This is a genomic window from Flavobacteriales bacterium (assembly GCA_020635855.1).
In the GTDB taxonomy this organism is placed as follows: domain Bacteria; phylum Bacteroidota; class Bacteroidia; order JACJYZ01; family JACJYZ01; genus JACJYZ01.
In genome coordinates this window covers 601,024-614,587 of record JACJYZ010000002.1, presented here as the reverse complement: position 1 = coordinate 614,587, position 13,564 = coordinate 601,024, and the positions used below count along the sequence as shown (strand labels likewise).

Genomic DNA, 13,564 nt, shown 5'->3' with positions numbered 1-13,564 from the left:
TCTGAATTTCATTTTGCTGATTGCAATAGGATCTATGCGCTGCACGGAAGGTGCAGGCACAAGTTGCTTTTGTGCCTGGTAGTCGAGCCAGATGGAACGGAAGACCACTCCTTTTCCGTGATAACCGGTTGTTGTGCCAGCCGGGCATACATTTGTTCCCACACCTGATAATAGTGCTTGAAATAGTAGGCTTTCAATGGTTGCAGATCGGATGACGGAACAGCAGGATGCGAGGCAATGATGCGGTAAAGTTCCTCCTTGACCTCAATCTGCAGCCTGGGGTTTTCCAACAACAGGGAGGTTTCCAGTTGACCGGATGTTTCCATATCAACCAATGAGCGATGCCGGTCAGCCATGCTTTCATGGTTATGCCCGGTTTGTCCCGCAGCCAAGCCGCACACCAACAGCATGCAAATAGCAGGAATGAATACATGTTTCATTACACCAACGGATATAGGTTAGACGCTACAATACCGCACGCTGCACACTCAGCATGACGGAAATGCTATCAATCGGGTAAAAAGAATCTAATTACACTACACACCGGGTGAGGTTGAAACCCACCCGAAAATCAAAAGAAGTAGAAATAAAAACACACTACCGAACCCAAATGTAGGAAAAAGCGGATGATTGAACAAATAAAATCCCGGTCCGCACAAATATCGGAGGAGTCAGATGGATCTAACCGAATGGTTACATGATCCCCTGATGTTCGAAACAAAAGTTTTAACCCGGACCTCAAGCGCGCAGGGCTTCCCTGGGAATATGGATACGAACCTCCACACCGCGGTTTAGGGCGGAATGCCAGTTCAAACTGCCATCCAAAGCACGCACACGCGAGTGAATGCTGCAGATGCCCATTCCATTGAGTGCATCCGCGAGGGATTTACCGTTGGCCTCAAACCCCTGACCATTGTCGCGGTATTCAAACCACAATCCTTTGTGGTCGGTGGTCACATCAATCTGGATGGCTGTGGCACGTGCGTGCTTTAATGTATTCTGGATGAGTTCCTGTGAAATCCTGTATAGACTAAGTTCCACCGTTGGTGAAAAACCACTGTTCTGCATACTCACATGCAACCTGACCTTGTGGGTGTCTGTGACCATTTCACACAATCTCCTGAGTGCACCTGACAAGCCGGTTTCCTCGAGAATCTGGGGTGTCATCCCATGGGAAAGGGTGCGCACCTCCGACAAGGTATCCCTCAATACGGTTACCAGCCTTGTCAGCATGGGCTCATTGAATTCATTCGGTTTGAATGCCATCAGTTCAGCCATCATTTTGGCCGCCGACAGGTTCTGGCAAACACCGTCGTGGAGGTCCTGTCCCAGTCTCACCCGTTCCTTTTCCTCTGTCTCAATCACAGACAACAACCTTTCCTTTTCCTGTAGCTTCTGCATTGAAATGTTCTTCACCATGAAAATATAACCGATGGCCCTTCCTTTATTGTCTTTGTAAGCGGACCTGCTCCACTGTGTCCATCCCGACACAATGCCCTGCACATCCTGCACGTGCATTTCCAACTCAATACGTTCATCCTCTAATCTCATCCATCGCTGCATGCGTTCCTTGGCGTGTGCTGCATTTCCGCAATTGTCGAACACGAATTTGACCGGTTGCCCCTTCACCATATCTGCATTCTGCCAACCGAACAAATCACAAAAAGTATGGTTTACATACTGCACAACGCCTGCATGATCGGTAATCATCACACCTTCGGTGATGTGTTGGAGAATAAACGGCAAAGCCCCTTTCGGCGAGAAGGAAAACATGCGGTGACGCTTGATGGCAATGTAAGCGCATATGGAGAAAATGGAAATCGTGGTTGATGTCAACGGTACCGGATCCATATCAAACACCAATGGAAACAAAAGCTCGGTCAGAATTCCCTGAATAGCAGGAACTGCAAATCCGACGGATATCAGGATGGCTTGCATGCGGTGGTCATCATCCCGTTTGCGGTGACGAAAGATGAAAACAAACAAAGCCACCATGGTAAACACCGCCACCATGATGACCCAGTAGCTGGAAACCTGATTGAATGGGGTGGGGAGAATGCGGGGCAGGTAACCCCAGAACGGATGATTCGTGAGTTGAAACTGACTCATACCGGCAGCACCCAGGCACAGGAAGACAAATGCCGGAAGGTAAATGATCGTCAATACAACTGGTGACATGGCCCAACGAAACCTACGCGTAAAGAGAATGCTGAAATGGAACCACAAAGCCAACATGGGATACAACAGGTTTCCCAAACAGAACAGCCAGAACGAGGCAGTACCCGCATCACCCGATATCCTGACAAGCACATCACCGAGCTGCCAGGCAAACAGGGTGATCACAAAAAGAGAAAAAAGGACATGCAACGACTTGCGTTGGGTGAAGAAAAACACCTTAATAAACAGGCCGAGATTAACCAATGACGCCAGCAAAGGCAGCAGAAAGGCGATCGTGTGATGGAAGTTCCAGGAAAACATATTACTCCGGTTAGCGCGGATATATACGTCACTCCTTTCCTAGAGTTTTACTTAAGAAAGTGTACCTAAACCATTGTGCAGCGGTCAATCCACCACCAACTTCTGCCTCAGATGCAATCCGTCTACAACCACATCCAGGTCATACAACCCTGCGGCCAGCTCCGGCAATGGGAAGGCAAATGAACGGGTGTGTTCAAAGGTTACGGACCGGATCAACCTGCCGGAGACATCGAATAACCTGGCGTTACAATGGCCGGCCGGCTTGGCCAGTTGCACATATACGGTGTGGCTTGCCGGATTGGGGTACACGCGCATGCCTTCATCCGCATTGATCTCCGGAACGGATGCGATGTGGTTGCTGGCCGAAATGATCCACACATCGGGATCGAAACGGATCGAATCAACCTTGAAAGAAACCGGCACCTGGAAGATCTCCCCGCTGTAGGTATGTGACAAACGAAGCAGGGTGTCCGATCCGGCACCGTATACCTTCACCGGAATGGGCAAAGCGAAAAATGAAACCGAGGCATCCGAGGTTTGCTGGTTCACCACCAGTTCAAGGGTATTTCCGGTCTGGCTCCAGCCGATGTCATAGCTGGGGTATCCTTCGCCATCATACCAATCGTTGAAATACCAATCCAGGTTTTGTCCGCTGCTGGCTTCGATGTGAGATTGAAGGTCGGAAGTTCTGGCAAAGCCATAGCCGAGAGAAGGGTCATTGAGGTAATTCCTGATGCCCTGAAAAAATGCGGAATCGCCCACCACCCAACGCAGCTGGTGGAGGATCATGGCGCCCTTTGAATACGTCAGGCGGCCGTCGAATATCCGGTTGATATCGGTGGTGTCTGTGCATCGGACCGATCCATCCGGCGCACTGGTCACATCACCCATCACCGCTACGATGTAGGGATGCCACCACTGACCGTTGAACATATTCTCATAGCCGAGGCCCGTCATATAGGTAGCAAAACCCTCGTTCAGCCAGATATCTTCCCAGCTTCCGCAGGTGACACGGTCGCCGAACCACTGGTGGCCGAGTTCATGCGACAGCAGGTGGTAACTGAAGTTACCTGCGAAAGTTGCGGTCTGATGTTCCATGCCTCCACCCCATCCGAACTGCACCTGGCCGTATTTTTCTTCGGCGAAGGGATACAGTCCGAACAACGAATCGAATACGGTCACCAGTTCGGGGATCGACTGCAATTGCGGAACCACATCCGCCGAATCTTCCGGATACAGGTAGTTATTAAGTGGCATCGTGTTGTTGCCGAAGGTGACCTGTTGCGGATACACGGCATAGTTCGTTACAGCCATGCACACCAGGTACGTGGCGATGGGATAGCGGTGTTTCCAGTGGTAAGTCGTCCAGCCCGACACGCTGTTCTGATCGGCAATCAGGCCGTTGCTAACGCCCAGGTTGCCGTCCGGCACTTCGAGGTATAGATCGATGGAATCGGCCTTGTCGGAAAGGTCATTCTTGCAGGGCCACCACTCGCTGGCACCATAAGGTTCTGACAGCGTCCAGATAATAGGCACTTCCGGCAAGGTGTCATGTACGTTCTGTTCAAAGGATCCGAAGCCGGAAGACGGCGGCACGCCCTGGTAGAAAACCTCCACCGAATCGATATCTGAAGCAGACAGCGCCGGAACCGGAATGCGGATGTGGCCGCCGGAGTGATCGAATGCTACCTGTTGTCCGTGATGCAGCACGCTGTCGACCTGCAGGGTATCATGCAAATCCAGCTGAACGGTGTCCACGTTTCCTCTGGCAACAAAAGAAACGCGCACACTGCCCTGAATAAACTTGACCGCCGGATCTACCTTCCACCTGCACCTGTAGTGAATCACGTCATACGGATCACGGATGGCATCAACCGCCGTGACACCTTTCATGCGTTCAAACATTTGTTTTTCCATACGTGCTTCCTCGTGGATCTGACCGATTTCAAACGGCTTCAATACCTGGGCAAGCAGCATGCCACCACCCGTCAAACAAAGAAGAAAAAGAAGCAGGATTTTTTTCATGGCGATGGGATCAGATGTAAATATAACATTCGACATCAAAACATTTACAAACCCATTCGCATTCCTGCCGAAGCATATTTGGTTTTTTAAAACGATATGTCTTACCTTGGGGCAAGCACGACGCTAATTCGCAGTTTGTAGTTATTGCTCCGGGGCAGCTTCCCATCCCCTCAATAACCTTTATTCATGCGCTTTTCATCCTTGGATGGAAGGTGTGATGTTAGACGCTTATGAATCAACGTTTATGAGAAACATTTACAGAAGACCGGCCATGTTGTTTTGTGCCCTCCTTGCCGGTGGATGGGCATTCGCACAATCTTCTGCCGCCTGGGTGAGCAAAGTGGATCAGAACCTCAAGAACCGCCTGGTGCTGAACGAACCCGTGGAGTGCATGGTGATTATGGGCGATCAGGCGGATGTGAGTGCAGCCTATCAACTCAAGACCAAAGAGGAAAAAGGACGGTACGTGTATGAAACGCTGAAAGCTTATGCAGAGAAAAGTCAGAAGGGCATCAAGGCCCAACTGAACCAGGCAGGCGCAACCTATCAATCCTTCTTCATTGTGAATGCCCTGATGGTGATCGCGGATGCCTCCCTGGTGGAATCACTGGCCAGCCGGCCGGATGTAGCCAACATCCAATACAATGTGAAGCTCACGAACCAGAAACCCATTGACGTGGTGCCCGACGGCCCCGGCAAAGGTCCGAATGGCATTGAGTGGGGCATTTCCATGATCAATGCGGATGAGGTGTGGAAGCTTGGCTTCAAAGGCCAGGGTGTGATCATAGGCGGTGCCGACGCAGGTGTCGACTGGGACCATCCGGCGCTGATTGATCACTACCGCGGTTGGAACGGCAGTTCTGCCAACCATGACTATAACTGGTTTGATGCGGTGAAGAATTCCCCTGGAAGTCCGAGCTGCGGCTACAACTCACCCGAGCCTTGTGGCGACGGAAGTCATGGCACACATACCATCGGCACCATTTGCGGCGATGATGGTGCCGGCAACCAGATCGGTGTGGCCCCCGAAGCCAAATGGATCGCTGCGCGCAACATGGACGACGGCGTGGGCAGTCTATCGCTTTATGTGTCCTGCTTCGAATGGTTCCTCGCTCCCACCAAGCTGAACGGTTCGGGTGCGGACCCGGCCAAAGCACCCCACGTGATCAACAACTCGTGGGAATGTCCGACCGACGAAGGGTGCAACTCATCCAACTACAACACCATGGAGCAGGCGGTGAAAAACTGCAAGGCCGCCGGAATCGTGGTGGTGGTGTCGGCCGCCAACAGCGGTCCGGACTGCAACACCATCGGTGACCCGGCCATTTTCGAAGCCAGCTTTGCCGTGGGTTCATCCACCAGCGCCGATGACATCTCCAGCTTCAGCAGCCGCGGTGGCGCTACGTCAGGCGGCGTCACACGCATCAAACCCAATGTGGTGGCACCCGGATCCAGCATCCGCTCTGCCGCTGACGGAGGCGGATACACCACCATGAGCGGCACAAGTATGGCGGGCCCTCATGTGGTCGGCGCCGTTGCCCTGCTGATCTCCGCCAACCCATCCCTCGCCGGACAGGTAGATACCATCGAAGACGTACTGGAGCGAACAGCCATCAGAAAAACATCCTCCCAGACCTGTTCGGGCATATCCGGTTCCAGCATTCCCAACAACACCTGGGGATGGGGCCGCATCGACATCCTGAAAGCAGTGGAAGAGGTGATGCAGTCCGCACCTGACGTGAGCTTCACCACCGACGCCACCAACGGCTGCAACGCTCTCACCGTTCAGTTCACCGATCAATCCACCTTCAATCCCACCAGCTGGCTGTGGACGTTCGGCGACGGAAACACATCCACCCAGCAAAACCCGAGTCATACATACGCAGCGCCCGGCTCCTACACCGTTAAGCTCACCGCCACCAACGGCGTCGGCAGCGATTCACTGGTTAAATCCAACCTGATCACCGTAGGTACCGGCGACCCCAAACCTTTGCAAAATGTAGGCGCCCCTGACACCACCATCGGCGGCGGCGGCATGCACAACAACCCGGGCTACGGCCTGTTTTTCGACGCGAGCAAAGACGTCATCATCCATTCCGTATATGTCTACGCCAACTCATCGGGTATGCGTGAGATCGCGGTGCTGGACGGTGAAGGCGGCAACGTGATCGCTTCCCGCCAGGTGAACCTGACCGCAGGCGGACAACGTGTGGTGCTGGACCTAACCGTACCTGCAGGCACCGGCAGGTTCATGCAAACCATCGGCACATCCGACATGTACCGGAACAATGCCGGCGCCGTTTTCCCGTACACCATCAACAACCTGGTCTCCATCACGGAATCCAATGCCGGATCTGCCGGCTTCTACTACTACTTCTACGAATGGGAAGTGCGCGAAACCGGTTGCGAGGTCACCAATGGCATTGCAGACGCCACAAATGAGATCAGCTTCCGGGTGGTACCGAACCCCGCCAGCGATGCCTTCCGCATCATTGTTCCCCACCTGGAAGGAAACGGCACCGCGGTACTTTCTATCATGGATGTACTCGGACGCGAAGTATACCACCAGGAGCTGAACGGATCATCACAAGACATTTCCACTCAGATGATCCGACCCGATCTCAAAACAGGCGTCTACAGTGTGATCTTCACACGTGGCACCCAACGCGGTATATCCAAACTGGTTATTCGTTGATTGCTTTCCCTGAACTTGGTTGCGAAGAGGGCTGTGTTACACGGCCCTCTTTTTTTTGCCAGGTATTTTGTAAATTCGTGAGATGCGTACCTCCGTAATCATCGCCGTCAGTGCATTCGCAGCCTTCGCTTCCTGTAAGAAGATCGACAAGCTGACGGAGTTTGACATGCCCTACGAAACATCGGTCACCATCCCATCCAGCGTGGGCATGCAGGTACCGTTCACCTTCCCCACACCCGATGTGGCCAGTCATGCCGAAGAAACATTCTCCGTCAACGACACGCGCAAAGACAAGATCGAAGAGATCCACCTGACAGAACTCCGTCTCTCCATCAGCAAACCCGCCAACGGTGATTTCAGTTTCCTGAAGGATGTGGAACTGTACCTGGCTGCAGACGGACTTTCAGACCAGAAAGTGGCCTGGAAGTTCAACATCCCCGCCAACCCGGGCAATACCCTGTACCTGGAAACCACCGATGCCGACCTGCAGGCTTTCGTGAAGAAAGACACCTTCAAGATCAAGGTGGATGTGGTCACCGATGAAGTCATCACGCAGGACTATACCATTCAGGTGAATGCCAAGTTTCACGTGAACGCCAGGGTACTCGGCATCTAAGGGTATTTCGTGAACATTTTGTGATCTTCATGTTCTACCTTTGAAACATGACTGACCAACCGGCCATCCTTCTTGTGGAAGACGACCCGCACATTGCGGAACTCACCCTCATGCACCTGCACAATTCGGGTTACCATGCCGACCATGCGGAAACCATCGCAGGCGGACTTGCGCTCACGGCAAAGAACAACTACGCCCTCATCCTGCTCGACCTGATGCTTCCGGATGGCGATGGCATGGACCTGTGCCGCAAACTGCGCCAGGAAAAAGACCAAACGCCCATCATCATCCTCACGGCAAAGTCGGAAGAGATCGACAAGGTGCTCGGACTCGAATCCGGCGCCGACGACTACATCACCAAACCCTTCAGCATCCGCGAATTTCTCGCCCGTGTGAAGGCCATTCTCCGCAGAAGCAACCAAACCGTTGTTGAGCATGACGAAGGCACCATCACCTGCGGCGACCTCACCATCGACCCGCAGAAAAGAAAGGTGACCCTGAAAAACGAAGCCGTCAGCCTCACCCGGAAAGAATTCGAACTGCTGTACCTGATGGCCAAAAACAAAGGCATCAGCTATTCACGCGAGAAACTGCTGGACCTCATCTGGGGCTACCAGTTCCAGGGCTACGAGCACACCGTGAACTCGCACATCAACCGGCTCCGGTCCAAAATCGAGGAAACACCCGCCAAACCGAAGTACATCCTCACGTCCTGGGGCGTCGGGTACAAGTTCAACGACGAATACTGACCTCCGTATGAGAAAAATATCCAACAGCCTTTTCTGGCGCCTGTCGCTGTTCTTCCTGGTGAGCCTCATGGCACTGGCCGCCGCCTATAGCTCCATCACGTACCGTGCATCCATGGAGTATGCCAAGGAAACGTCGCAGCGCCTCAACCATGACCTGGCCGAAAGCATCGCATCCCACAGCCAGCCGTTCGTGCAAGGTGAACTGAACGAAGCGGAGATCGAGAAACTGTTCCAGAGTGTAATGGTGGTGAACCCGTCGGTGGAAGTGTACCTGCTCGACAACAGCGGCAACATCCTATCCTTTTATGCACCCCTGGGAAAGGTGCAACTGAAAAGCATTGACCTGGGGCCCGTCCATACGTTTCTGACGGATGCCGAAGCGTTCATCAAAGGCGACGACCCGCGCAACCCCGGCGAGAAGAAAGTGTTCTCGGCCGCGCCCATTATGGACAACAACCAGCAGGTCGGATACATCTACGTGATCCTGGCCGGTGAGGAATACAGCACCGTGGCCGATATGCTGCAGAACAGCTTCCGGATGAAACTCGCCACACGTTCCTTCATCCTCACACTCATCTCCACCTTTGTCATCGGCATCATCATCATCTGGTTTCTCACGCGCAACCTGAACCGCATCATCTCGTCGGTGAACGACTTCAAGAACGGAAACCTCAAGGCGCGCATCCGCATGAACGACCGCGGTGAGCTATCGGAACTGGCGCGTAACATCAACTCCATGGCCGACGCCATCACCGAAAACATCAACAACCTGAAGTCGGTGGAGAACCTGCGAAAGGAACTGATCGCAAACGTATCGCACGACCTGCGCACGCCACTCACCGCCATCCAGGGCTATGCCGAAACACTGGTGATGATGGAAGATTCACCCGACATGGCATCGCGACAGAAATACGCGCAGATCATATTATCCAGCACAGAAAAAGTAAAAAAACTGGTGGATGACCTCTTCGAAATTTCCAAGCTCGAATCCGATCACGTAGACATCAAAAAGGAAAAGTTCGCTTTGTCGGAAGTGCTCTCCGACATCCTCATGAAGTTCGAACTGGGCGCCGGCAAGAAATCTGTGGAACTCTCCCTCGACGTACCGAAAGAGCCGCTCTACGTGGAAGCCGACCTGGCCATGATCGACCGCGCCATTCAGAATCTGCTCGACAATGCACTCAAGCATACGCCGTCCGGCGGCAAGATCCGCATCGCTGTGCGAAAGCAAAACAACCGACAGGTGGATGTGATGGTGGAAGACACGGGGGTGGGCATCCCGCAGGACGACCTGCCCTTCATCTTCGACCGCTACAAAAAAGCGCGCGACAACACCCGCGCAGGATCCGGCCTCGGACTCGCCATCGTGAAGAAGATCCTCGAACTGCACCACGCCGACATCGCCGTGGAAAGCCGGCAGGGACAGGGAACGGTGTTCAGTTTCAGTTTGCCGGAAGCGGGGTGAGTCGCAAGTGGCAAGTCGCGAGTTTCAAGTTAGAAAGGCATACGTATGTCGAGCCACTCAACTCGAATAACCAATAACTAATAACCAATAACAATTCTTCGCTGTGTTTTTTTGAAGCAGCAGGTTTATCGTTCTCTCCAACTGCCGTCCCGCTGTCCGCTGCAAGTCCGTCCTTGCCGTAGTTTACATGTGCCCTTTTGCAGGATTACAGTGCGGCTGCGGTCCGGGCTTTTCGCTCCCATCGGGGCTAGATTGGATAAGTTCTGTCGTTGTCGCATTTGGTGTAGCGAATGCTACAAAATAGCAAGACGAAGGTACAACCTTCGCCTAACGGCACACCGACAAGCTACGGTGAACGGGGGCTAGGTTGGATAAGTTCTGTCGTTGATCCCGCTGGCGCGGATTTAAGCGTAGGCCGGCGCGCTGTTAATCCGGGCCCATGCTCTCAGTAGTTTCTTCTCAAGCTCAGCGGAAAGTTAGGCGAAGGTTGTACCTTCGTCTTGCTATCCCGTAGCTTACAGCTACCATACCCTCTTTCCCTTACCCAACCAGATGCTAAACCAAGATACACATTTCAACACCGCCGCCAACCCCATCAGCACATCAGCATATTAGCATATTAGCACATTTTTAATTACCCTTTCGTGATTTCTTCGTGACATCCTCACGGTAGGTTTGTGATAAACCCAACACAATACTACCAATCATGAAAACAAAACACATTTATCTATGCACACTGCTCGCCCTCACATCCCTGGCGGCCTGCAAAAAACACGACGACGATGATGATGACATGGGCAAAACCCAGTCCTTCACCGTGAAGATCGAGAACATCCAAACCCCTTACACCCATTTTGAGTCCGGCGTGTTCAGCATGCCCATGGGATCCAATGCGGCGGGGCCGGCATTCCCCGGACACAGCTACCAGTTTACGGTACATGGCGGACCCGGAACCAAGCTCTCCTTTGCCACCATGTACGGTGCGTCCAACGACCTGTTCTTCGCACCCGACGGCATGGGCATCAACCTGTTCAACGGCAACACGCCGGTGACCGGTGATGTGACTTCGCAGATCTACCTGTGGGATGCCGGAACGGAAGTCAACGAAATGCCCGGCAACGGTCCCAACCAACCCGCCAACCAGTCGGGTCCGAATACCGGTCCGGATGAACACGGCACCGTACGCATGATCTCAGATGTAAGCGACGGCTACTCTTACCCTGACGTGGCCAACACCATCAAGGTCACCCTGGCCACCGGCGCCGATATCAACGAGTTCGTGGTAACGATCGAAAACCTGTCGGGCAGTCCGACGCCGATCAGTCCGGGTGCCTGGGTGATCCACACCGGCGACAACCCCCTGTTTACCGAAATGATGACGGAGCCCGGTCACGGCCTCGAGCACCAGGCCGAGGATGGTGACCCCACCACACTCGCTGATTACCTCGCAGGCATCAGCGGACTGAACACACCACTTGCTCCGGGCATTTTCGTGGTACACAAATCCAATAGGATGCCGCTGTTCACCGATGGCAATGCGGCAAGCGCCGGCATTGAAGCATTGGCGGAAGACGGCAATCCGACCGTGATCGACATGGCGCTGGACGGCATGAGCGACATCACCAAAGGCATCTTCAGCATGCCCGACGGCGGCAGCAGTGCGGGTCCGCTGTTCCCCGGACATAGCTTCACATTCATGTTCAAGGCCAGCAAAGGCGACCGGCTTTCTTTCGGAAGCATGTTCGGTCAGTCGAACGACATCTTCTTCGGTTTTGACGACAAAGGCCTGGCGCTGTGGAAAGGCAACACGCCCGTTTCAGGTGACGTAACTTCGTATGTGAAACTGTGGGATGCGGGAACGGAAGTCAACGAACGTCCGGGACTCGGCATCAACCAGGCGCCGCGCCAATCGGGTCCGAATACAGGTCCGGATGAAAACGGTGTGGTGATGCAGGTGAACGACGGGTTTACGTATCCTTCGGTGGGTCAGCTGGTGAAGGTGACGATCACGCCGAATTGAGCAAGAGCAACTGCAAGAGTTAGAGCATACAGCGATGGTTACATGCCGTCGCTGTATGTTTTATACTTAAAACCTTTTATTATCAAAAGTGCAGTATCAGCCAAAATTTTTTTTGGTTGTTATCCGCCTAGAGAATCTTTCCCTGCATGATTCCTATCGGGGAATGACAAAAATCATCTCCCGTTCCATCATTCGACCTCCCCTTTTGGGTACGGAATCGCTTAATTTTACTCTCCTTATCTGCCTATCCAAAACAAACAACGATAATCGTACTACCATGAAAAAACTACTTGGTTTAATCGCCGGAAGCATGCTGGTGTTTAACCTGTCGGCACAAGTTGCCAGTAAGGTTGCACCTGCTTCCTCAGAAAAGGAATCCATTTGTGCAGAAAAGAAAGATGGGAAGCTTGTTGTGATGCATAATGGAAAAGAATTAACGAAGAACTATACCACATCGGCGGGCGTCGTGATAAAAACGGATGGAAACATCATTCGCAAAGACGGCACCAAAAGCATGTTAAAAGAAGGGGAATGCGTCAATGCGGAGGGGAAAATCGCCAGTATGACACCAACCGATAAGAATATGTCCAAGGCAAAACCGGATCCGGCCAAGGACAAAAAGAAAACACCTACACAAAAACCATCCGGTACACCTGAAAACAAAAAACCCACGGAATAGCAAAACCTCAATTGTAAATCGGCACCTAAGGGAAATATCATCGCCAAACAGGCGATGATATTTTGTTTTGGGAACATTTCTCTGACATGACATAAATGCCATCGGTTCGTGACGCTTTCGTGAAGGTTATGGATTAACTTTATTCATGGATTCCAGATGTTAGACACAGCCCGTCTTTCGTATGCTGGCCCAACCACAAACTACAAACAACAAACCGCAGACTCATGAAAACCATATATGTCATAACGCTGATGATGGGTGGAATGCTCACCAGTTCATGCATGCGTGCCCAACCCGGCAATGCGCAGGAAGACGGCTCCAAGCCGCACATGTTCGAGGTCACAAAGACCGACGCGGAATGGAAGAAGGAATTGACACCCGACCAATACTACGTGTTGCGTGAGAAGGGCACCGAAAGTGCGTTTGAGAATGCGTATTGGGACAACCATGCGGAGGGTGTGTATTACTGTGCCGGTTGTCACAACCCGGTGTTCAGCTCAGGCGCCAAGTACAAATCAGGTACCGGCTGGCCGAGTTTTTATCAACCCTATTCACCCAAAAGCGTGATGGCGGTATCGGACAAGAGTCATGGTTGGGACCGCAATGAAATCGTGTGCGCGAGGTGTGGTGGTCACCTCGGGCATGTGTTCAACGATGGACCGAAACCCACGGGATTGAGGTATTGCATCAATTCGGCCGCCTTGACGTTTGAGAATAAGTAGCCTATTTTAGTCTTTAGTCGTTAGTCGTTAGTCACAACTTGAGACTCCTAACTCGCGACTTGAGACTATAAAAAAAGCCCCGCATGTGCGGGGCTTTTTTTGCGCCTCTATCAGA

Annotated in this window: 10 protein-coding genes; 7 read left to right on the top strand and 3 right to left on the bottom strand. The window is 52.7% G+C overall.

The annotated features are described in order from the left end of the window. Nucleotides 1–32 precede the first annotated feature (32 nt). The 3 genes from H6585_02630 to H6585_02620 form a co-directional block, all read right to left on the bottom strand. On the bottom strand, nucleotides 33–440 hold the full coding sequence (locus H6585_02630; protein MCB9447224.1) for a hypothetical protein: 408 nt from the start codon (nucleotides 438–440) through the stop codon (nucleotides 33–35). Nucleotides 441–738: 298 nt separating this feature from the next. Next, nucleotides 739–2,478 carry a PAS domain S-box protein gene (locus H6585_02625; protein MCB9447223.1) on the bottom strand — a complete coding sequence of 580 codons (1,740 nt, stop codon included), beginning with the start codon at nucleotides 2,476–2,478 and terminating at the stop codon, nucleotides 739–741. Nucleotides 2,479–2,562: 84 nt separating this feature from the next. Beyond that, on the bottom strand, nucleotides 2,563–4,503 hold the full coding sequence (locus tag H6585_02620) for a T9SS type A sorting domain-containing protein (GenBank protein MCB9447222.1): 1,941 nt from the start codon (nucleotides 4,501–4,503) through the stop codon (nucleotides 2,563–2,565). Nucleotides 4,504–4,747: 244 nt separating this feature from the next. Here H6585_02620 and H6585_02615 point away from each other — a divergent pair, with 244 nt between their 5' ends. From H6585_02615 to msrB, 7 genes are all read left to right on the top strand, one after another. Next, nucleotides 4,748–7,198: a S8 family serine peptidase gene (locus tag H6585_02615; GenBank protein MCB9447221.1), complete on the top strand. Its 2,451-nt coding sequence runs from the start codon at nucleotides 4,748–4,750 to the stop codon at nucleotides 7,196–7,198. An 82-nt stretch (nucleotides 7,199–7,280) separates the two neighbouring features. Next, on the top strand, nucleotides 7,281–7,814 hold the full coding sequence (locus H6585_02610) for a hypothetical protein (GenBank protein MCB9447220.1): 534 nt from the start codon (nucleotides 7,281–7,283) through the stop codon (nucleotides 7,812–7,814). Between the two features lie 47 nt (nucleotides 7,815–7,861). Then, nucleotides 7,862–8,563, top strand: coding sequence for a response regulator transcription factor (locus H6585_02605; GenBank protein MCB9447219.1), 702 nt, complete (start codon nucleotides 7,862–7,864; stop codon nucleotides 8,561–8,563). Nucleotides 8,564–8,570: 7 nt separating this feature from the next. Next, on the top strand, nucleotides 8,571–10,028 hold the full coding sequence (locus H6585_02600) for a HAMP domain-containing protein (GenBank protein ID MCB9447218.1): 1,458 nt from the start codon (nucleotides 8,571–8,573) through the stop codon (nucleotides 10,026–10,028). Between the two features lie 706 nt (nucleotides 10,029–10,734). Next, entirely contained in the window at nucleotides 10,735–12,048 is a 1,314-nt protein-coding gene (locus tag H6585_02595; GenBank protein ID MCB9447217.1) for a spondin domain-containing protein, read from the top strand. 163 nt (nucleotides 12,049–12,211) lie between these two features. Then, the gene (locus H6585_02590) at nucleotides 12,212–12,727 is read left to right on the top strand and encodes a hypothetical protein (GenBank protein ID MCB9447216.1); all 516 of its coding nucleotides are present in this window, start codon (nucleotides 12,212–12,214) and stop codon (nucleotides 12,725–12,727) included. 224 nt (nucleotides 12,728–12,951) lie between these two features. After that, the gene (gene msrB, locus H6585_02585) at nucleotides 12,952–13,449 is read left to right on the top strand and encodes a peptide-methionine (R)-S-oxide reductase MsrB (GenBank protein ID MCB9447215.1); all 498 of its coding nucleotides are present in this window, start codon (nucleotides 12,952–12,954) and stop codon (nucleotides 13,447–13,449) included. Nucleotides 13,450–13,564: the final 115 nt, after the last annotated feature.